Raw genomic sequence first — 20,091 nt, 5'->3', positions numbered from 1 at the left:
TCTCAACCTGAGAGCTTCACCGGACCGGAGCCCGGCTTTCACCGTCGGTGAGGGTGGAGGGTGCGCACCGTCCGCCCTGCTTTCCAGAGTGACCTCACCCGCGCGGTACTGGGGGCCTGAGAGATTCCGGGGAGGATTTGCTCCTTCGGCGCCCCCGGTCGTCAGCCGGGGAGCTCTCCCGCGCAGGGTCAACAGCCGTTTACCAGCCTACCAGCGGGTCTTCGCGCTGAGCTTCGAGTGGCCACCCTGAGAAATGTGCTCTTTCGTAGTGCTTACGGATGAGTTGCGACCAGCTGGAGGGCACGTGCAGACCGACATCGATCCGCGCAACCTGATCGGCCGCAAGGCGTTCGACCTCCACGGCACGAGGATCGGCACGGTGGACGAGGTCTACCTGGACGACGCCACCGGGGTACCGGAATGGGCGGCGATAAGGACGGGGCTGTTCAGCCGCGACGCGTTCGTCCCCCTGGAACCCAGCGAACTGGTGGAGGGCACCCTCCGGGTGCCCTTCGAGAGGGCCCTGATCAGGGACGCCCCGGACTTCAGGGTCGGCCGCCACCTCTCCCCCGAGCAGGAACTCCGGCTGTACCACCACTACGGGCTCGACGTGGCCTCCCCCGGCCCGGTCCCGTCCGTCAGGGAGGCCCTCGGCGGGGAGGGCCCGGGCGACGCCGCCGGTTCCTCCGGCGAGCGGTAGCCGTCCGTCCCCTCCCCGGGCGGGTCCGTCAGCAGGGACACCGGATCCGACGGGGTCAGCTCCGGATCGTCCACCGCGAAGGTGCGCACCCGCCCCGGCCCCGCGTCCGGGGTCTCGAACCGCACCGTCACCCGCCCCACCCCGCTGCCCTGGACCCAGCCCGCCCCGTACACGGCGTGCCGCACGTCGTGCCCGGCCGGCCACCGGGGGAACGCCCGGGACCGCGCGGGGACCGCCCCGGCACCCTCCGCTCCGTCCCCGGCCATCCCCGGGGCCCCGGTGTCCACGGCGCCGCCCTCACCGCCGTCCCCGGCGGCGGGCGGCTCCTCCCCGGCACGTTCCCCCGCCGCCTGCGCGAAGAGGTCCTCCTGGGTGTAGTCGGCGAGGCCGCTCACCCCCACTCCGAGGAGCCGCACGCCCCCGGTGGTGTCCACGGACTCCAGCAGCCGGGCGGCGGCCTCCCGCACCACCGCCGGGTCGTCGGTGGGACCGCGCAGCGTCTCGGAGCGGGTCAGCGTGGAGAAGTCGTAACGGCGCACCTTGAGGACCACCGTCCGTCCGGAGTGCCCCGAGGCCCGCAGCCGCCGTACGCACCGCTCGGCGAGCCCCTGGACCTCCAGCCGCACCCGGGTCCGGTCGTGGATGTCCACGTCGTAGGTGTCCTCCACGGACACCGACTTCGTCTCGCGCTCGGCCACCACCGGCCGCTCGTCACGGGCGAGGGCCATCGCGTACAGCCCCGCCCCGTGCGCCCGGCCCAGCAGCCGCACCAGCTCGTCCTCGCCCGCCTCGGCCAGCTCCCCGACCGTGGTGATGCCCGCGCGCCGCAGATGGTCCCCGGTGGCGGGGCCGACCCCCGGCAGCACCCGGACCGGCATCGGCGCCAGCAGCGCCCGTTCGGTACCGGCGGGCACCAGCAGCAGCCCGTCCGGTTTGGCCTCCTCCGAGGCGATCTTGGCGACCATCTTGGACGCGGCGAGCCCCACCGAGCCGGTGAGCCCGGTGGCCGCCCTGATGTCCGCGCGCAACCGCTCGCCGACCACGCGGGCGGACGCCTCGTCCCGGGCCGCCCCGACCGCCTCCAGATCGACGAACGCCTCGTCCAGGCTGAGCGGCTCCACCAGCGGCGACAGCTCCCTCAGCAGGCCCATCACCCGGTCGCTGATCTCCCGGTAGAAGGCGAAGCGGGGCACCAGGTAGGCGGCGTTCGGGGCGAGCCGCCGGGCCTGGGCGGTGGGCATCGCGGAACGCACCCCGAAACGCCGCGCCTCGTACGAGGCGGTGGCGACGACTCCGCGCGGCCCGAGGCCACCCACCACCACGGCCTTGCCCCGCAGACTGGGCTTGGCCGCCTGCTCCGCCGAAGCGTAGAAGGCGTCCATGTCCAGATGCAGGATGGTGGGCTGGTTCCTCACCCCTCCGATGCTGCCCTACGCCACTGACAACGGCGGTGGCGGCGGGACCGGGGTCAGCCGGCCCGGTTGCGACGGCGGGCCAGCTCGTCCGCCGGATTGTGGCCGATCAGGGTCTCCCCGGTGTCCACCCGCTCGCCGTGCAGCTGCGAGAGCGCGCTCTCCACGTCCCGCCACACCACGCCGACGGCGATCCCGAAGACGCCCTGGCCGCCCTGGAGCAGCTTGTGGACCTCGTCGGGGGAGCCGCACTCGTAGACGGTGGCCCCGTCGCTCATCAGCGTCATGCGCTCCAGGTCCCGGAACCCGCGCTCCCGCAGATGCTGGACGGCGGCGCGGATGTTCTGGAGGGAGACGCCCGTGTCGAGGAACCGCTTCACGATCTTCAGCACGACCACGTCGCGGAAGCTGTAGAGCCGCTGGGTGCCCGAGCCGTGGGCGGGCCGCACACTGGGCTCGACCAGCCCGGTACGGGCCCAGTAGTCGAGCTGGCGGTAGGTGATGCCCGCGGCGGCGCACGCCGTGGGGCCCCGGTAGCCGACCTGCTCGGGGGAACGTCCGTCGCCCTCGGGGGCGGGACGGGAACGGGTCGGCGGCTGCCCGGCCCGGCCCTCGTAGAGCGCGTACGGGCCGCCTTCCCCCGGAATCCGTCCGGGGGCACCCCCAGCCGTACCGTCGCCGCTGCTTCTCACGCCGACCTCCGTCCTTGACCTGCCTTCCCGACGGTAGGCAGTCACTCGGGGTGCGTCAACGATCGCCACACTCGCCACGCCGAGTGATAATCACCCTACGAGTGGTTTCCCGTGCCCGATGGTGGGGAAAGGCTAACCGAATGCGCCGAGAGGGCCGCCCCCGGTACCGGGACGACCCTCGAAATCCGGCCGGACGCCCGAGGCGCTCCGCCGCACGACACGGTCACTGGCTGTTGGTGTCGAAGTCCTCGGGGGAGATCTGGTCGAGGAACTCGCGGAACTTCTCCACCTCGTCCTCCTGCTCGTCGGGGATCGCGATCCCCGCGTCGTCCAGGACCCCGTCGCTCCCGTAGATCGGCGTTCCCGTCCGCAGCGCCAGCGCTATCGCGTCGGAGGGACGCGCGCTGACCTCGACTCCGCTCGCGAAGACCAGTTCCGCGTAGAAGACGCCTTCGCGGAGGTCCGTGATGCGCACCTCGCTCAGCTCCTGGCCCACGGCTTCCAGCACGTCCTTGAACAGGTCGTGGGTCAGCGGACGCGCGGGAGCCATGCCCTGCTGGGCGAAGGCGATCGCCGTCGCCTCCCCCGGACCGATCCAGATGGGGAGGTAACGGTCGCCTCCCACTTCTCGCAGAAGCACGATCGGTTGGTTGGAGGGCATTTCGACCCGGACACCTACGACGTCGAGCTCGTTCACACAGCAACCCTAGGCCGTGCCCGGCACCTTTGGGTAGTCGGGCACTCCGGCCGACCGGCCGACGGGCCGCTCTCGCGCCATCGAGACCGGTTCCCGTCAGGTCGGCCGCACGCCGAGGGCGGCCTGGAGGAGGGCCGAGTGGAGCCGGACGGTGAGCCCGGCCAGCTCCCGGGTACGGGCCTCGGCATGTGCCCTGGTCTGCGGGTTGCGGTGCAGCCGCAGCGGGGCCACGATCTGGTCGACGAGCCCGGCCTCCCGTTCCGCGGACGCCTTCATCGCCCGCAGATGGCGCGGCTCGATGCCGAACCGGCCGAGTTCGACGACGAGCCCCGCGACGGTGACCGCCGAGGCGTCGTAGCCGCCCTCGGGCAGCGGGGCGAGCAGTCCGTAGGACTCCCACTCCGCGAGGACCTCCGCGTCGACGCCGACGGCCGCCATCAGCTCGTCCCGGCCGATCCGGGCCGCCGTGGGGCCCTCGGCCCCCACCGGCCCCTCAGGACCCGGCAGACGGTCGTCCAGCGGGTCCCCGGGCCGCCCCACCGGGGGCAGCCGCACCGGCTCCCCCCGCTCCAGAGCGTCCAGCTGCTCACGGATCACCCGGAGCGGAAGGTAGTGGTCCCGCTGCATCCGCAGCACATGGCCCAGTCGCTCCACGTCCTGGGAGCTGAACTTGCGGTAACCGGAGGGGGTGCGTCGCGGCTCGATCAGCCCCTCCGCCTCCAGGAAGCGGATCTTGGAGATGGTGACCTCGGGAAACTCGTCCCGAAGCGTGTTCAGTACCGTCCCGATGCTCACGAGCCGGCCGTCGGCGGCGGCGCCGTTCCGGGCACCGCCGCTCGATGAGTGCACCATGGACCTTCCCAGGGTCAGACGCCCCGCTGGCTCGCGTAGAAGACCAGCCGGTACTTGCCGATCTGCACCTCGTCACCGTGGGAGAGCCGGACGTCGTCCACCGGCTCGCGGTTGACGTACGTACCGTTCAGGCTGCCCACGTCGGCGACCGTGAAGGCGCCGTCCTGACCGCGCCGGAACTCGACGTGGCGACGGGACACGGTCACGTCGTCCAGGAAGATGTCGCTCTGCGGATGACGTCCGGCGGTCGTCAGATCGCCGTCCAGGAGGAACCGGCTGCCGGAGTTCGGGCCGCGGCGCACCACCAGGAGCGCCGAACCGAACGGCAGCGCGTCCACCGCGGCCTGGGCCTCGGGGGACAGCGACGGCAGCTGGGTCTGCCCCGTCACCTCGGAGTCGTACGCCTCCAGCCCCGAGATCGAGATGGTCGACGTCGTCTCCGACGGACGCTCGGCGCCACCGCGCAGGGGCGCTCCGCAGTGGGAGCAGAAACGGCTCGCCTCGGCGTTCCGGTTGCCGCACCTGGTGCACACCAAAGGCATGGACGGACCCTCCTGCGGCTGCCCGCCGGGGGCAGTGGACGCGTACGGACCGGGGGCGAACCCTCCACCCGTACCTGAGGTTGACGGTTCCCCGAAACCTATGCGGCCGGACGAGGCGGGGTCAACAGAGGACGCGCCCTGTCCACCCGGAACGTCACCCCCCGGAGCTCCGACCTGATCACGGAAGAGCGGACGCTCACCGGACGGCTCACCGGCGTCGCCGGGGCGCGGGGCACGGTGCCTGGCCGTGGCGTTGCCACGGTCCTGACGTGCGCTCTTGCCGAACAACTTCGCAAACAACTTCACGGGCGATTCCCCTTGACCGAAACAGACCCGCCCGTGGGGCAGGACGAACCCTGATTACACACACCTGCCGACCCGGACATCTTCACAACGTCCGTACCCACCGGACAGTTTCCACCACGCACCGCTCTTCCGGTGCGTCGACCCCCCGCGATCGCGCGCCCTCGCCGAACGGCCGTCGCGCTCCCCTGTTCACCGGGAGGACGACCGAGCGTAGTCAGGCCGCTTCGCCGGTCGCAAGGCGTCAACAACGATCTTCTCCGAGCGCTTCACGGTCACGCTGGCCTGCTCCTTCTCCAGAGTCTGCACCACGCCACCCGGGATGTTGAGCGCGGGCTCCAGGTCCTGCGGCCGTCCGATCACCTTGAACCGGTACGGCGGACTGATCTCGGCCCCGTCCACGCTCACCCCTTCCCCTTCGCCGCCCGTGAGGTACGTACCGGCCACCACCCGCACGCCGTTGAGCTGGATCGCCTCGGCCCCGGCCGCGCGCAGCTCCTGGACGGCGTCCAGCAGCATGCGGGACTCGACCGTCCCGCGCGGATCGGTGACGACCATGGTGATCCCCGGGCCCTGGGCACCGACGGTGCCCGCCAGCACGCCCAGTTGCTTCTCCCTCTCGACGGTCTGCTTGCGCGCCTCCTCGGCCTGGTCCGAACTGTTCTCCAGTTCGGTCCGCTGGTCGTCGAGACGCCTCTTCTCATCTTCTAGACGTTGCGTGCGGTCATCCAGTTCATCGAGGATGCGTACGAGATCCTCCTGTCTGGCGCCACGCAGCACACTACTGTCACTGGTGGACGCGACCTGCACGGCGAGGCCGAAACCGAGCCCCGCGAGCAACAGTGCGACGATCAGCTGCGCGCGGCTGAGGCGCGGCGGCCACAGCCCCTTGACGAGGCGCTGGCGGCCCGTCAGGCCCGGCTGCGCGGGCCGTCGGCCGTACGGGGCGCCGCCCTCGTCGTCGACGGGCTCCGCCGGCACCTCGGCGGGCAGTTCCCTGCGCAGCCCGGGGGCCGGGTCCTCGGGCGGGGCCGGAGGCCGGGGCGGGACGCCCTCGTCTTGGGGGCCTCGCCGGTCCTCGGGGTCTCGGGAGTTCATCGGCCTCACGCCCGGAAGACGTGTCGGCGGATCGCGGCGGCGTTGGAGAAGATGCGGATGCCGAGCACCACGACCACTCCGGTCGACAGCTGGGCGCCCACGCCCAACTCGTCCCCGAGGAAGACGATCAGGGCCGCGACCACGACGTTCGACAGGAACGAGACCACGAACACCTTGTCGTCGAAGATGCCGTCGAGCATCGCCCGGAGCCCTCCGAAGACGGCGTCGAGCGCCGCGACCACGGCGATCGGAAGATACGGCTCGACCACCGCGGGGACTTCGGGCCGGACCAGCAGTCCGGCCACGACTCCCAGGACGAGGCCCAGTACGGCGATCACGATGTGCCCTTCTCTGTTCTCGGCTGTGCGGTGCGGACGATCACACTCGGCGCCGCGGGCAGCCGCAGTTCCTTGTGCGTGGAAATGCCGGTCCTGATCCCGAAGTTCTCCTGGAGGGCGTTCAGGTACAGGCCGTCGGGGCTGTTCTGGAACCGGGTGCTCAACCGCTGCCCGTCCCCGACGGCGAGCACGGTGTAGGGCGGGACCAGGGGCTTGTTGTCCACCAGGACGGCGTCGCCCGCGGCGCGGATCGCGGAGAGCGCGGTGAGCCGCTGCCCGTTGACCGAGACGGCCTCGGCACCCGAGTACCACAGGCCGTTGACGACCCGCTGGAGATCGCGGTCCTTGACCCGGCCGGTGTCGGAGAACCCCGAGGTGCCGCGTGGACCGTCACCGTCCGCGGCGGCCTCCTTGGCGTCGTCCACCACCAGCTTGACGCCGGGGCCGTGCACGGCGGAGGAGCCCGCGAGGACCCCGATGAGGTCGTCGGGCGGGTCCGTGTGCCGGAGCGCCTCGCTCCGGCGGTCGTGCACTTCGTCCCGCAGGGCGTCGACGTTCTTCTCCAGCTCGTCCGCGGCGGCCGTCTCGGCCTCGACCCGGTCGATCAGCTCCTCGCGCTCCTTGGCGATCTCCGGAGCCGCCACCCGCGCCTGCGCCGCCCCCACCGTGACCACCAGCGCCGCGAGGACCAGTCCGGCCGCGAGCCCGAGCCGGGCCCGCAGCGTCTTGGGCAGTCCGCCGGACTCCCCCTGGGCTCGCTTGCGCGCGGCGGCCTCCGCGTAGCCGTCGTCGAGGCTGTGGTCCATGACGTTCGTCAGCAGGGACATGGACGCGTCCGGACGACGTCGCGGAGGCGCGGCAGTACTCCGGGCAGGGGGCGGCTGCGGCATGCCGCACATCGTCGCACGTCGGCACCCATTCCTCCGAATGGCCCTGACGGGCTGCCGGGCGACGCCCGTCGGGGGCGCCGCCCGGCACTCGAAAGACGTACCCGCCGCCCCTGGGCCGCGGTCCGCCCGGGTGATCCCCGGGTCAGTCGCCGGCGCTCTCGACCACCGTCGACCACTCGTCCAACAGCGCCTGCGCGGACGCGTCGTCGGGGCCCTCGGCCCACAGATGGGTGACCGCCTCGGCCCGGTCGGGCAGGACGAGCGCCCAGCGGCCGTCCGCCTCCACGACCCGCACCCCGTCGGTGGTGTCCACGGACCGGTCCCCGGCCTGTTCCACCACCCGTCGCATGACCAGGCCCTTGACGGCCCACGGAGTCGCCACGTCGCGCTTCAGCACATGGGCCCGGGGGATCCGCGCGTCGATCTGACTCAGGGTGAGCTGGGTCCTGGCGACCAGCCCGATGAGCCGGACGAACGCCGCCGTCCCGTCGAAGACCCCGCTGAACTCCGGAACGATGAAACCGCCGCGCCCGTCACCACCGAAGATCGTGGACTCCTCACGGCCGACCCGCGTCAGGTCGTCGGGGGAGGTCGTGGTCCAGTCCACCTGGGTGCCGTGGTACGCCGCGACCTGTTCGGCGATCCGGGTCGTCGTCACCGGCAACGCGACCCGTCCGCTGCGGCGCTCCGCCGCCACCAGGTCCAGCATGACCAGCAGCGCCCGGTCGTCCTCGACGATCCGGCCCTTCTCGTCGACCAGCGACAGCCGTTCGCCCACCGGGTCGAACCGCACGCCGAACGCGGCCCGGGCGGAGGCCACGATCTCCCCCAGCCGCACCAGTCCGGCCCGCCGGGTCTCCGCCGTCTCGGTGGGCCGCGCCTCGTCCAGCCCGGGGTTGACGGTCAGCGAGTCGACGCCCAGCTTGCCCAGCAGGCTCGGCAGGACCAGTCCGGCACTGCCGTTGGAGGCGTCCACCACGACCTTGAGCCCGGAGTCGGCGATCCCCGTCGTGTCGACGTTCCGCAGCAGGGAGCCGGTGTAGGAGTCGAAGACGCTCGCCGGGAAGCGCAGGTCACCGATCTCCCCGGGGAAGGCGCGACGGTATTCCTGCCTCGCGTACACCCGGTCGAGCTTGCGCTGGCTCGCCTGGGACAGATCGGCGCCCCGGCCGTCGAAGAACATGATGTCCACCGAGTCGGGCACTCCGGGCGAGGTACGGATCATGATGCCCCCGGCGCTGCCCCGCGCGGTCTGCTGCCGGGCCACCGGCAGGGGGACGTTCTCCAGGTCGCGCACGTCGATGGCGCTCGCCTGCAGCGCGGAGATCACCGCGCGTTTCAGCGCCCGGGCGCCCCGGGAGTGGTCCCGCGCGGTGGTGACCGTCGCGCCCTTCTTCAGCGTCGTGGCGTACGCGCCCGCCAGCCGCACCGCCAGCTCCGGGGTGATCTCGACGTTGAGGATGCCGCTCACGCCCCGCGCCCCGAAGAGGTGCGCCTGCCCCCGGGACTCCCAGATGACCGAGGTGTTGACGAACGCGCCCGCCTCGATCGTCTTGAAGGGGTAGACCCGTACGTTGCCCTGGACGATGGATTCCTCGCCGACGAGACACTCGTCGCCGATGACGGCCCCGTCCTCGATCCGGGCGGCCCGCATGATGTCGGTGTTCTTGCCGACGACGCAGCCCCGCAGATTGCTGTGCTCACCGATGTAGACGTTGTCGTGGAGGACGGCCTTGTGCAGAAAGGCACCACTCTTCACGACGACGTTCGACCCGACCACCGTGTGCTCGCGGATCTCGGCGTCGGCCTCGACCTTCGCGTAGTCCCCGATGTACAGCGGTCCGCGCAGAACGGCGTCGGGGTGGACGTCGGCGCCTTCGGCCACCCACACCCCGGGCGAGATCTCGAACCCGTCGAGATCGACGTCCACCTTGCCCTCCAGGACGTCCGCCTGGGCCTTCACATAGCTCTCGTGGGTCCCGACGTCCTCCCAGTAGCCCTCGGCGACATAGCCGTAGACCGGCTTGCCCTCCTTCATCAGCTGCGGGAAGACGTCACCCGACCAGTCGACGGACGTGTCCGCCTGGACGTAGTCGAAGACCTCCGGCTCCATCACGTAGATGCCGGTGTTCACGGTGTCCGAGAACACCTGGCCCCAGGTCGGTTTCTCCAGGAACCGCTCGACCCGGCCCTCCTCGTCGACGATGGTGATGCCGAACTCCAGGGGATTGGGCACCCGGGTCAGACAGACCGTGACGAGGGCGCCCTTCTCCTTGTGGAAGGCGATCAGTTCGGTCAGGTCGAAGTCGGTGAGCGCGTCACCGGAGATGACCAGGAACGCGTCGTCCTTCAGCGCTTCTTCCGCGTTCTTCACACTGCCCGCGGTACCGAGCGGCTTCTCCTCGTTGGCGTAGGACAAGTCCATGCCGAGTTCTTCACCATCGCCGAAGTAGTTCTTGACGAGGGAGGCCAGGAACTGGACAGTGACGACTGTCTCGGTGAGCCCATGCCTTTTCAGCAGCCTCAGCACATGCTCCATGATCGGCCGGTTGGCGACCGGCAGGAGCGGCTTGGGCATGCTTGAGGTCATCGGGCGAAGGCGTGTGCCTTCGCCACCGGCCATCACGACGGCCTTCATGTCGGAAGCGTCCTCCTTGAGAGACGACGGTCTAGCCGACTGCGCGCCCTCAATTGTCCCGCACGGATCCGAAGCGGGCCATCAGGCATCGCCCAGGCGTCATCGGCGGGCTCAGCCGGCCGTGGCGTCCGCCCGTACGAGTCGGCGGACCTGCACCACGTAGAGGACTCCTGCCCACCAGTACAGCGTTGTACCCCATCCTGCGAACGCCCATCCGAAAATGGCGGCGAGTGACGCGATCCAGCCACTTCCGTCACTGAGCAGAAGGAGCGGGAACGCGTACATGAGGTTGAAGGTGGCGGCCTTGCCGAGGAAGTTCACCTGGGGCGGCGGATATCCGTGCCGCCGGAGGATGCCCACCATCACCAGCAGGACGAGTTCCCGCGCGAGGAGGACGGCGGTGAGCCAGAGCGGCAGGATCTCCCGCCAGGTCAGTCCGACGAGGGTGGAGAGAATGTAGAGCCGGTCGGCCGCGGGGTCGAGCAACCGACCGAGGCTGCTCACCTGGTTCCAGCGGCGGGCGAGCTTTCCGTCCAGGTAGTCGCTGATTCCGCTGAGCGCCAGGACCAGCAGGGCCCATCCGTCGCTCTCGGGGCCTCCGAACTCGGGCCGGAGGATCAGCCACAGGAAGAGCGGCACACCCGCGAGACGGGCCATGCTGAGGATGTTGGGGATGGTGAGGACCCGGTCCGTCTGGACGCGCGTCTCCTGGACCTCCACCCGAAAGCCTCCTGTGAACGAAACCGACGACAACGACCCGACCCTACCGTCAGCTGGGAAGTTCCCACGCAGAGGGGTCCGGAGACACGATCACCAACTCGAAATCGCCCCCGACCCCGCCCCGGAAACGCGAAAAAGCCGTGTGTCCCGGAGAGAAGAAATTCTCTCCGGGACACACGGCTTCATGCAATTTTAGTTCGGCGGCGTCCTACTCTCCCACAGGGTCCCCCCTGCAGTACCATCGGCGCTGAAAGGCTTAGCTTCCGGGTTCGGAATGTAACCGGGCGTTTCCCTAACGCTATAACCACCGAAACACTACGAAACACACACCAACACACACTCCCCTACCAGGGAAGAGTGCTGGTTGTTCGTGGTTTCAGAACCAACACAGTGGACGCGAGCAACTGAGGACAAGCCCTCGGCCTATTAGTACCAGTCAACTCCACCGGTCACCCGGCTTCCATATCTGGCCTATCAACCCAGTCGTCTACTGGGAGCCTTACCCCATCAAGTGGGTGGGAGCCCTCATCTCGAAGCAGGCTTCCCGCTTAGATGCTTTCAGCGGTTATCCCTCCCGAACGTAGCCAACCAGCCATGCCCTTGGCAGGACAACTGGCACACCAGAGGTTCGTCCGTCCCGGTCCTCTCGTACTAGGGACAGCCCTTCTCAAGACTCCTACGCGCGCAGCGGATAGGGACCGAACTGTCTCACGACGTTCTAAACCCAGCTCGCGTACCGCTTTAATGGGCGAACAGCCCAACCCTTGGGACCGACTCCAGCCCCAGGATGCGACGAGCCGACATCGAGGTGCCAAACCATCCCGTCGATATGGACTCTTGGGGAAGATCAGCCTGTTATCCCCGGGGTACCTTTTATCCGTTGAGCGACGGCGCTTCCACAAGCCACCGCCGGATCACTAGTCCCGACTTTCGTCCCTGCTCGACCCGTCGGTCTCACAGTCAAGCTCCCTTGTGCACTTACACTCAACACCTGATTACCAACCAGGCTGAGGGAACCTTTGGGCGCCTCCGTTACTCTTTAGGAGGCAACCGCCCCAGTTAAACTACCCATCAGACACTGTCCCTGATCCGGATCACGGACCCAGGTTAGACATCCAGCACGACCAGAGTGGTATTTCAACAACGACTCCACAACCACTGGCGTGGCCGCTTCAAAGTCTCCCACCTATCCTACACAAGCCGAACCGAACACCAATATCAAACTGTAGTAAAGGTCCCGGGGTCTTTCCGTCCTGCTGCGCGAAACGAGCATCTTTACTCGTAGTGCAATTTCACCGGGCCTATGGTTGAGACAGTCGAGAAGTCGTTACGCCATTCGTGCAGGTCGGAACTTACCCGACAAGGAATTTCGCTACCTTAGGATGGTTATAGTTACCACCGCCGTTTACTGGCGCTTAAGTTCTCAGCTTCGCCACACCGAAATGCAGCTAACCGGTCCCCTTAACGTTCCAGCACCGGGCAGGCGTCAGTCCGTATACATCGCCTTACGGCTTCGCACGGACCTGTGTTTTTAGTAAACAGTCGCTTCTCGCTGGTCTCTGCGGCCACCCCCAGCTCAAGGCGCGAAGCCCATCACCAGAAATGGCCCCCCTTCTCCCGAAGTTACGGGGGCATTTTGCCGAGTTCCTTAACCATAGTTCACCCGAACGCCTCGGTATTCTCTACCTGACCACCTGAGTCGGTTTAGGGTACGGGCCGCCATAAAACTCGCTAGAGGCTTTTCTCGACAGCATAGGATCATCCACTTCACCACAATCGGCTCGGCATCAGGTCTCAGCCTATGTGAGCGGCGGATTTACCTACCACTCGGCCTACACCCTTACCCCGGGACAACCACCGCCCGGGCTGGACTACCTTCCTGCGTCACCCCATCACTCACCTACTACCACCTCGGGTCACCGGCTCCACCACTCCCACCCACAGCAAAACTGGAGGCAGGCGGCTTCACGGGCTTAGCATCAGAGGATTCAATGTTTGACGCTCTACAGCGGGTACCGGAATATCAACCGGTTATCCATCGACTACGCCTGTCGGCCTCGCCTTAGGTCCCGACTTACCCTGGGCAGATCAGCTTGACCCAGGAACCCTTAGTCAATCGGCGCACACGTTTCCCACGTGTGTATCGCTACTCATGCCTGCATTCTCACTCGTGAACCGTCCACCACTGCCTTCCGGCGCGGCTTCACCCGGCACACGACGCTCCCCTACCCAACCCAGCGCCCGTTGGGGCTATATGCTGGATTGACACGACTTCGGCGGTACGCTTGAGCCCCGCTACATTGTCGGCGCGGAATCACTAGACCAGTGAGCTATTACGCACTCTTTCAAGGGTGGCTGCTTCTAAGCCAACCTCCTGGTTGTCTCTGCGACTCCACATCCTTTCCCACTTAGCGTACGCTTAGGGGCCTTAGTCGATGCTCTGGGCTGTTTCCCTCTCGACCATGGAGCTTATCCCCCACAGTCTCACTGCCGCGCTCTCACTTACCGGCATTCGGAGTTTGGCTAAGGTCAGTAACCCGGTAGGGCCCATCGCCTATCCAGTGCTCTACCTCCGGCAAGAAACACACGACGCTGCACCTAAATGCATTTCGGGGAGAACCAGCTATCACGGAGTTTGATTGGCCTTTCACCCCTAACCACAGGTCATCCCCCAGGTTTTCAACCCTGGTGGGTTCGGTCCTCCACGACCTCTTACAGCCGCTTCAACCTGCCCATGGCTAGATCACTCCGCTTCGGGTCTTGGGCATGCTACTCAAACGCCCTATTCGGACTCGCTTTCGCTACGGCTTCCCCACACGGGTTAACCTCGCAACACACCGCAAACTCGCAGGCTCATTCTTCAAAAGGCACGCAGTCACGAGACACCAGCAAGCTGATGTCCGACGCTCCCACGGCTTGTAGGCACACGGTTTCAGGTACTATTTCACTCCCCTCCCGGGGTACTTTTCACCATTCCCTCACGGTACTATCCGCTATCGGTCACCAGGGAATATTTAGGCTTAGCGGGTGGTCCCGCCAGATTCACACGGGATTTCTCGGGCCCCGTGCTACTTGGGTGTCTCTCAAGCAAGCCGTCAATGTTTCAGCTACGGGGGTCTTACCCTCTACGCCGGACCTTTCGCATGTCCTTCGCCTACATCAACGGTTTCTGACTCGCCTCACAGCCGGCAGACTGTGAAAGAGAGATCCCACAACCCCCTGCATGCAACCCCTGCCGGGTCTCACACATACAAGGTTTAGCCTCATCCGGTTTCGCTCGCCACTACTCCCGGAATCACGGTTGTTTTCTCTTCCTGCGGGTACTGAGATGTTTCACTTCCCCGCGTTCCCTCCACATGCCCTATGTGTTCAGGCAAGGGTGACAGCCCATGACGACTGCCGGGTTTCCCCATTCGGAAACCCCCGGATCAAAGCCTGGTTGACGACTCCCCGGGGACTATCGTGGCCTCCCACGTCCTTCATCGGTTCCTGGTGCCAAGGCATCCACCGTGCGCCCTTAAAAACTTGGCCACAGATGCTCGCGTCCACTGTGCAGTTCTCAAACAACGACCAACCACCCGTCACACACCATCAGACGATGGTGCTTCACCGGGGTCGGCAACCGAAGACCCAACCTTAACGGCCGTGCCCTCAGACACCCAACAGCATGCCCGGCCCGTACCCGTCCGAAGATCACGCGTTCCACACTCCGAAGAGCAGTACTAGCGGCCTCCGGCCCGAATAACAGGCCGAATAGTCAACGTTCCACCCATGAGCAACCAGCACCGGACATTCGCCGGTGTACTGGCCTCTGACCGGGATCATCCGAAGACGACCACGGTAAGAAGTGCTCCTTAGAAAGGAGGTGATCCAGCCGCACCTTCCGGTACGGCTACCTTGTTACGACTTCGTCCCAATCGCCAGTCCCACCTTCGACAGCTCCCTCCCACAAGGGGTTGGGCCACCGGCTTCGGGTGTTACCGACTTTCGTGACGTGACGGGCGGTGTGTACAAGGCCCGGGAACGTATTCACCGCAGCAATGCTGATCTGCGATTACTAGCGACTCCGACTTCATGGGGTCGAGTTGCAGACCCCAATCCGAACTGAGACCGGCTTTTTGAGATTCGCTCCACCTCACGGTATCGCAGCTCATTGTACCGGCCATTGTAGCACGTGTGCAGCCCAAGACATAAGGGGCATGATGACTTGACGTCGTCCCCACCTTCCTCCGAGTTGACCCCGGCGGTCTCCCGTGAGTCCCCAACCGGCCGAAACCGTTGCTGGCAACACGGGACAAGGGTTGCGCTCGTTGCGGGACTTAACCCAACATCTCACGACACGAGCTGACGACAGCCATGCACCACCTGTACACCGACCACAAGGGGGGCACCATCTCTGATGCTTTCCGGTGTATGTCAAGCCTTGGTAAGGTTCTTCGCGTTGCGTCGAATTAAGCCACATGCTCCGCCGCTTGTGCGGGCCCCCGTCAATTCCTTTGAGTTTTAGCCTTGCGGCCGTACTCCCCAGGCGGGGCACTTAATGCGTTAGCTGCGGCACGGACAACGTGGAATGTTGCCCACACCTAGTGCCCACCGTTTACGGCGTGGACTACCAGGGTATCTAATCCTGTTCGCTCCCCACGCTTTCGCTCCTCAGCGTCAGTATCGGCCCAGAGATCCGCCTTCGCCACCGGTGTTCCTCCTGATATCTGCGCATTTCACCGCTACACCAGGAATTCCGATCTCCCCTACCGAACTCTAGCCTGCCCGTATCGACTGCAGACCCGGGGTTAAGCCCCGGGCTTTCACAACCGACGCGACAAGCCGCCTACGAGCTCTTTACGCCCAATAATTCCGGACAACGCTCGCGCCCTACGTATTACCGCGGCTGCTGGCACGTAGTTAGCCGGCGCTTCTTCTGCAGGTACCGTCACTTTCGCTTCTTCCCTGCTGAAAGAGGTTTACAACCCGAAGGCCGTCATCCCTCACGCGGCGTCGCTGCATCAGGCTTTCGCCCATTGTGCAATATTCCCCACTGCTGCCTCCCGTAGGAGTCTGGGCCGTGTCTCAGTCCCAGTGTGGCCGGTCGCCCTCTCAGGCCGGCTACCCGTCGTCGCCTTGGTGAGCCGTTACCTCACCAACTAGCTGATAGGCCGCGGGTTCATCCTGCACCGCCGGAGCTTTCCACCCGCCCCCATGCAGGGGCAGGTCATATCCGGTATTAGACCCCGTTTCCAGGGCTTGTCCCAGAGTGCAGGGCAGATTACCCACGTGTTACTCACCCGTTCGCCACTAATCCCCGGCCGAAACCGGTTCATCGTTCGACTTGCATGTGTTAAGCACGCCGCCAGCGTTCGTCCTGAGCCAGGATCAAACTCTCCGTGAATGTGTACCCGTAATCGGGTGAACACCACGAGAGCGGAACAAACCGGGGAGGAATATCCCCGACTGTTCACAGCGTCCTCGCTGTGTATTTCTTCAAAGGAACCTCATCACCAGACCGAGTGGTCTAGGTGACGGGGTATCAACATATCTGGCGTTGACTTTTGGCACGCTGTTGAGTTCTCAAGGAACGGACGCTTCCTTTGTACTCACCCCAGCCTCTCGGCTGAAGCTTTCCTCCGGGCGCTTCCCTTCGGTGTTCCAGACTCTATCAGGTCTTTTCCCTCTTCCTGACCGGCTCCCGCAGGCATGCGGATTCCAGGTACTGGAAAGTTAATGGAGACCTTCAGAGATACTGCCCGACTCCGGAACTTGCGCTCCGTTCGGCGGGCAGGTCTACGACTGTACAGCGGTCTTGACAGGAGGGGCAAATCGAGGGGTGGGGGCGGCTCCGCCAACCGGCTGCGCTCGCACGGAAACCGGACTTTCCATGACTTACGCTGCTGAACAGTGCGCTGTCTCCGGACGGACGGGGGCGGCGTCCTCGGACTCCGAGCCTGGGAGGCTTGCCCATGACCAGCGTGACATCGCCCGTGTCCGGCCGTGCCATCGGACTGGACGCCGTGCCCGATCCCGTCTTCTCCGGGGCCATGGTGGGGCCGGGAACGGCGGTCGATCCCGAGCGGGTGCCCGCGGAGGCCGTGTCCCCGGTGAGCGGGGTGATCGTCTCGCTGCACCCGCACGCCTTCGTGGTGGTCGACGACGAGGGGCACGGAGTGCTCACCCACCTCGGCATCGACACCGTTCAGCTCAACGGCCAGGGCTTCGAGCTGTTGGTGAACAAGGGCGACAACGTGCAGCGCGGGCAGGCGGTCGTGCGGTGGGACCCCGCCCAGGTGGAGGCGGCGGGCAAGTCCCCGGTGTGTCCCGTGGTGGCGCTGGAGGCCACGGCGGACGCCCTGTCGTCCGTCGTGGAGAGCGGTGAGGTCAAGATCGGCGACACGCTCTTCGACTGGCGGTAGTCACGCCCCGGCAGGGAGCGCCCGTCGACGGCGCTCGGAGGAGACCATCGTGGCGGCCGCGTCCGCCGCGCTATCGGAGACGGTGAGATGGACACAACGCTGCGAGGCGTCGGTGTGAGCCACGGAGTGGCGATCGGCGAGGTACGGCACATGGGGACGGCGGTGCTCGAACCGCCCGCGAAGCAGATTCCCCCCGAGGAGGCGGAGCGCGAGCAGGCGCGGGCCCGTCAGGCGACCGAGGCCGTGGCGGCCGACCTGAACGCGCGGGGCCACCTCGCCGGGGGCGAGGCGCAGGCGGTGCTGGAGGCCCAGGCCCTGATGGCCCAGGACCCGGAGCTGATCGCGGACGTGGAGCGCCGGGTCGCGGTGGGGAGCACGGCGGAACGGGCGGTGTACGACGCGTTCGCCTCGTACCGGGCGCTGCTGGCCGGGGCCGGTGAGTACCTCGCGGGACGGGTCGCCGACCTCGACGACGTGCGCAACCGGATCGTCGCCCGGCTGTTGGGCGTGCCGATGCCCGGCGTGCCGGACAGCGACGAGCCGTACGTCCTGATCGCGCGGGACCTGGCGCCCGCCGACACCGCGCTGCTGGACCCCTCGCTGGTGCTGGGGTTCGTCACCGAGGAGGGCGGGCCGACCAGTCACAGCGCGATCCTGGCGCGGGCGCTGGGGGTGCCCGCCGTGGTGGCGCTGCCCGGTGCCGGGGAACTGGCCGAGGGCACGGTGGTCGCCGTGGACGGCAGTACGGGTGAGGTCTTCGTGGATCCGACCGCGGAGAAGCGGGCGGCGCTGGCGGCGGCCGCGGAGGAGCGGAAGGCCGCGTTGGCCGCCTCGCGGGGGCCGGGGGCCACCTCCGACGGGCACAAGGTGCCGTTGCTGGCCAATGTGGGCGGGCCGGGGGACGTCGCGGCGGCGGTGGAGGCCGGGGCCGAGGGCGTGGGGCTGTTCCGTACGGAGTTCCTGTTCCTGGACGACAGCGCGCGGGCGCCGTCGGAGGAGAAGCAGGTGGAGGCGTACCGGCGGGTTCTGGAGGCGTTCCCGGAGGGGCGGGTCGTCGTCCGGGTGCTGGACGCGGGGGCGGACAAGCCGCTGGACTTCCTGACTCCCGCCGACGAGCCGAACCCGGCGCTGGGGGTGCGGGGGCTGCGGGCGTTGCTGGACCATCCGGAGGTGCTGCGGACCCAGCTGACGGCGTTGGCGAAGGCGGCCGAGGGGCTTCCGGTGTACCTGGAGGTCATGGCGCCGATGGTGGCGGACCGCGCGGATGCCAAGGCGTTCGCGGACGCCTGCCGGGAGGCGGGGCTGCGGGCGAAGTTCGGGGCCATGGTGGAGATCCCCTCGGCGGCGCTGCGGGCGCGCTCGATCCTCCAGGAGGTGGAGTTCCTGTCGCTGGGGACCAATGACCTGGCGCAGTACGCCTTCGCGGCGGACCGGCAGGTGGGCGCGGTCTCGCGGTTGCAGGACCCCTGGCAGCCCGCGCTGCTCGACCTGGTGGCGCTGTCCGCGGAGGCGGCGAAGGCCGAGGGGAAGAGCTGCGGGGTGTGCGGGGAGGCGGCGGCCGATCCGCTGTTGGCGTGCGTGCTGGCGGGGCTGGGGGTGACCTCCTTGTCGATGGGCGCGGCGTCGATCGCCTACGTCCGGACGGCACTGGCGAAGTACACCCTGGCGCAGTGCGAGCGGGCGGCAGCCGCGGCGCGGGCGGCGGAGAGCGCCGAGGACGCGCGGAAGGCCGCGCGGGTGGTGCTCTCCGGGGAGTAGGGGAGGCGGATGGGGAGTGGTCGGGGTGGGGTAGCCCGCCGGGCGCGCGGGGGCGTCCGGCGGGCTGCCCCGCTCTGTGGTGGTCAGTGGTGGGGGTGGTCGTCCGTGCCCGGGGCGATGCCCTCGATGTCCGGGGGCGCGCAGTAGTCGACGCCGGGCTCGGGGGGTACCGGTTCGCCGGAGGCGGCGTCGGTGCAGTAGGCGTCGAAGACCTCGGCGGCGGTGAGGGGGAGGAGGCCGTCGCCGCTGAGTCGCCAGCCCTGGACGCGGTCGTCGTGGCCGGGGGTGATGGTGCGCAGGACGAGGCCGCCGGGGCTGTGGGTGGTGATGCCCGCGGCGAGGACGGTGGCGAGTTCGACGGCGGCGGTCTCGTCGGCGTCGGTGAGGCCGTCGGTGTCGCTGCGGGCCCGGAGGACCCCGAGGAGGGTCTCGTCGGGGGTGGTGACGCTGGCGACCAGGTGGTGGGCGCCGGGGCGGGCGGCGCGCAGGACGCGCAGCAGGAGGTCGGAGGCGCGGGCGAAGGCGGCGCGGCCGAGGTCCTCGCCGCAGACGGCGCACTCCCCCGCGCGGGCCAGGAGGTGGGTGGCGTACTCCCAGGTGGTCTGGCGGGCGGTCTCGTCGAGGAGGTCGGGGAGCAGCTCGCCGAGGGGGCGGCCGTCGTAGGGGACGGTGGGGCCGGTGGCGGCCAGCTCGGCGGTGAAGCGGGTGCGGGAGGCGCGGGTGTCGGGGTCGATTCCGGTGCGGGCGCAGTAGTCGGCGTACCGCTCGGGGTCGAAGAGGGCGAGGCTGGTGTGCTGTCCGTGGTCGGTGCGGTCGCGGAGGACGGCCTCGGTGTGGCGTAGGTAGGCGGGGTGGTCGTCGAAGGGGAAGCTGCGGTAGCGGCGCATGGCCGTGAAGTCGGCTTCGTCGGCGAGGAGGCCGAGGGTGCCCGCGATCTCGTGGTGGAACGGCTCGGTGCGGCTCGGGTGGTGGTGGATGGATGGCATGGCTCCCCCTGTCACACGGTCGATCAGTGCTCACTCACCGTAACCGGAGCCACTGACAACG

General features: G+C 67.8%; 14 protein-coding genes, 3 rRNA genes and 1 riboswitch. Of the genes, 3 read left to right on the top strand and 14 right to left on the bottom strand.

Annotated features, from left to right (window positions below; translation table 11 throughout):
* Positions 1 to 93: 93 nt before the first annotated feature.
* A riboswitch (glycine riboswitch) is annotated at positions 94 to 191 on the bottom strand.
* A gap of 113 nt (positions 192 to 304) precedes the next feature.
* On the top strand, positions 305 to 700 hold the full coding sequence (locus ACVWNX_RS29935; protein ID WP_454411306.1) for a PRC-barrel domain-containing protein: 396 nt from the start codon (positions 305 to 307) through the stop codon (positions 698 to 700).
* On the opposite strand, the gene ACVWNX_RS29930 is transcribed toward ACVWNX_RS29935, so the two are convergent.
* The 13 genes from ACVWNX_RS29930 to ACVWNX_RS29870 all read right to left on the bottom strand — a co-directional run bounded on the left by ACVWNX_RS29930 (position 598) and on the right by ACVWNX_RS29870 (position 16,268).
* Positions 598 to 2,115: a DNA polymerase IV gene (locus ACVWNX_RS29930; RefSeq protein WP_454411305.1), complete on the bottom strand. Its 1,518-nt coding sequence runs from the start codon at positions 2,113 to 2,115 to the stop codon at positions 598 to 600. The two genes, ACVWNX_RS29935 and ACVWNX_RS29930, sit on opposite strands and share 103 nt — an antisense overlap.
* A 53-nt stretch (positions 2,116 to 2,168) precedes the next feature.
* On the bottom strand, positions 2,169 to 2,804 hold the full coding sequence (locus tag ACVWNX_RS29925) for a MerR family transcriptional regulator (protein ID WP_454411304.1): 636 nt from the start codon (positions 2,802 to 2,804) through the stop codon (positions 2,169 to 2,171).
* A 223-nt stretch (positions 2,805 to 3,027) separates the two neighbouring features.
* On the bottom strand, positions 3,028 to 3,501 hold the full coding sequence (locus ACVWNX_RS29920; protein ID WP_454411303.1) for a bifunctional nuclease family protein: 474 nt from the start codon (positions 3,499 to 3,501) through the stop codon (positions 3,028 to 3,030).
* 96 nt (positions 3,502 to 3,597) lie between these two features.
* On the bottom strand, positions 3,598 to 4,353 hold the full coding sequence (ftsR, locus tag ACVWNX_RS29915; protein WP_454411302.1) for a transcriptional regulator FtsR: 756 nt from the start codon (positions 4,351 to 4,353) through the stop codon (positions 3,598 to 3,600).
* A gap of 14 nt (positions 4,354 to 4,367) precedes the next feature.
* Positions 4,368 to 5,243, bottom strand: a complete 876-nt coding sequence (locus tag ACVWNX_RS29910; RefSeq protein ID WP_454414992.1) for an FHA domain-containing protein — start codon at positions 5,241 to 5,243, stop codon at positions 4,368 to 4,370.
* A 147-nt stretch (positions 5,244 to 5,390) separates the two neighbouring features.
* Positions 5,391 to 6,296, bottom strand: a complete 906-nt coding sequence (locus ACVWNX_RS29905; protein WP_454411301.1) for a DUF881 domain-containing protein — start codon at positions 6,294 to 6,296, stop codon at positions 5,391 to 5,393.
* 5 nt (positions 6,297 to 6,301) lie between these two features.
* Positions 6,302 to 6,634, bottom strand: a complete 333-nt coding sequence (locus ACVWNX_RS29900; protein WP_073795017.1) for a small basic family protein — start codon at positions 6,632 to 6,634, stop codon at positions 6,302 to 6,304.
* Positions 6,631 to 7,461 carry a DUF881 domain-containing protein gene (locus ACVWNX_RS29895; RefSeq protein WP_454411300.1) on the bottom strand — a complete coding sequence of 277 codons (831 nt, stop codon included), beginning with the start codon at positions 7,459 to 7,461 and terminating at the stop codon, positions 6,631 to 6,633. Before ACVWNX_RS29895 ends, ACVWNX_RS29900 begins: the two co-directional genes overlap by 4 nt.
* A 205-nt stretch (positions 7,462 to 7,666) precedes the next feature.
* Positions 7,667 to 10,162: a sugar phosphate nucleotidyltransferase gene (locus ACVWNX_RS29890; protein ID WP_454411299.1), complete on the bottom strand. Its 2,496-nt coding sequence runs from the start codon at positions 10,160 to 10,162 to the stop codon at positions 7,667 to 7,669.
* Between the two features lie 111 nt (positions 10,163 to 10,273).
* Complete coding sequence (locus tag ACVWNX_RS29885; RefSeq protein WP_454411298.1) at positions 10,274 to 10,882, bottom strand: CDP-alcohol phosphatidyltransferase family protein; 609 nt, start codon at positions 10,880 to 10,882, stop codon at positions 10,274 to 10,276.
* 195 nt (positions 10,883 to 11,077) lie between these two features.
* Positions 11,078 to 11,194, bottom strand: a 5S ribosomal RNA gene (gene rrf, locus ACVWNX_RS29880).
* 94 nt (positions 11,195 to 11,288) lie between these two features.
* Positions 11,289 to 14,413: ribosomal RNA gene (locus ACVWNX_RS29875) — 23S ribosomal RNA — on the bottom strand.
* A 327-nt stretch (positions 14,414 to 14,740) separates the two neighbouring features.
* A 16S ribosomal RNA gene (locus tag ACVWNX_RS29870) occupies positions 14,741 to 16,268 on the bottom strand.
* The 16S, 23S and 5S rRNA genes sit together here, the layout of an rRNA operon.
* Before the next feature lie 568 nt (positions 16,269 to 16,836).
* Between ACVWNX_RS29870 and ACVWNX_RS29865 the strand changes: the two genes are divergently transcribed.
* Both ACVWNX_RS29865 and ptsP read left to right on the top strand, forming a co-directional pair.
* Positions 16,837 to 17,286, top strand: a complete 450-nt coding sequence (locus tag ACVWNX_RS29865; RefSeq protein ID WP_454411297.1) for a PTS sugar transporter subunit IIA — start codon at positions 16,837 to 16,839, stop codon at positions 17,284 to 17,286.
* Between the two features lie 87 nt (positions 17,287 to 17,373).
* Positions 17,374 to 19,044: a phosphoenolpyruvate--protein phosphotransferase gene (gene ptsP, locus ACVWNX_RS29860; protein WP_454411296.1), complete on the top strand. Its 1,671-nt coding sequence runs from the start codon at positions 17,374 to 17,376 to the stop codon at positions 19,042 to 19,044.
* 83 nt (positions 19,045 to 19,127) lie between these two features.
* Here ptsP and ACVWNX_RS29855 read toward each other — a convergent pair whose 3' ends face one another.
* A complete protein-coding gene (locus ACVWNX_RS29855; protein ID WP_454411295.1) occupies positions 19,128 to 20,030 on the bottom strand; it encodes a hypothetical protein in 903 nt (300 codons plus the stop codon).
* Positions 20,031 to 20,091 lie beyond the last annotated feature (61 nt).

It is taken from the genome of Streptomyces sp. JNUCC 64 (assembly GCF_054484115.1).
Note: the sequence above shows the minus strand (reverse complement) of the source record. Positions and strands in the feature narration are given on the sequence as shown.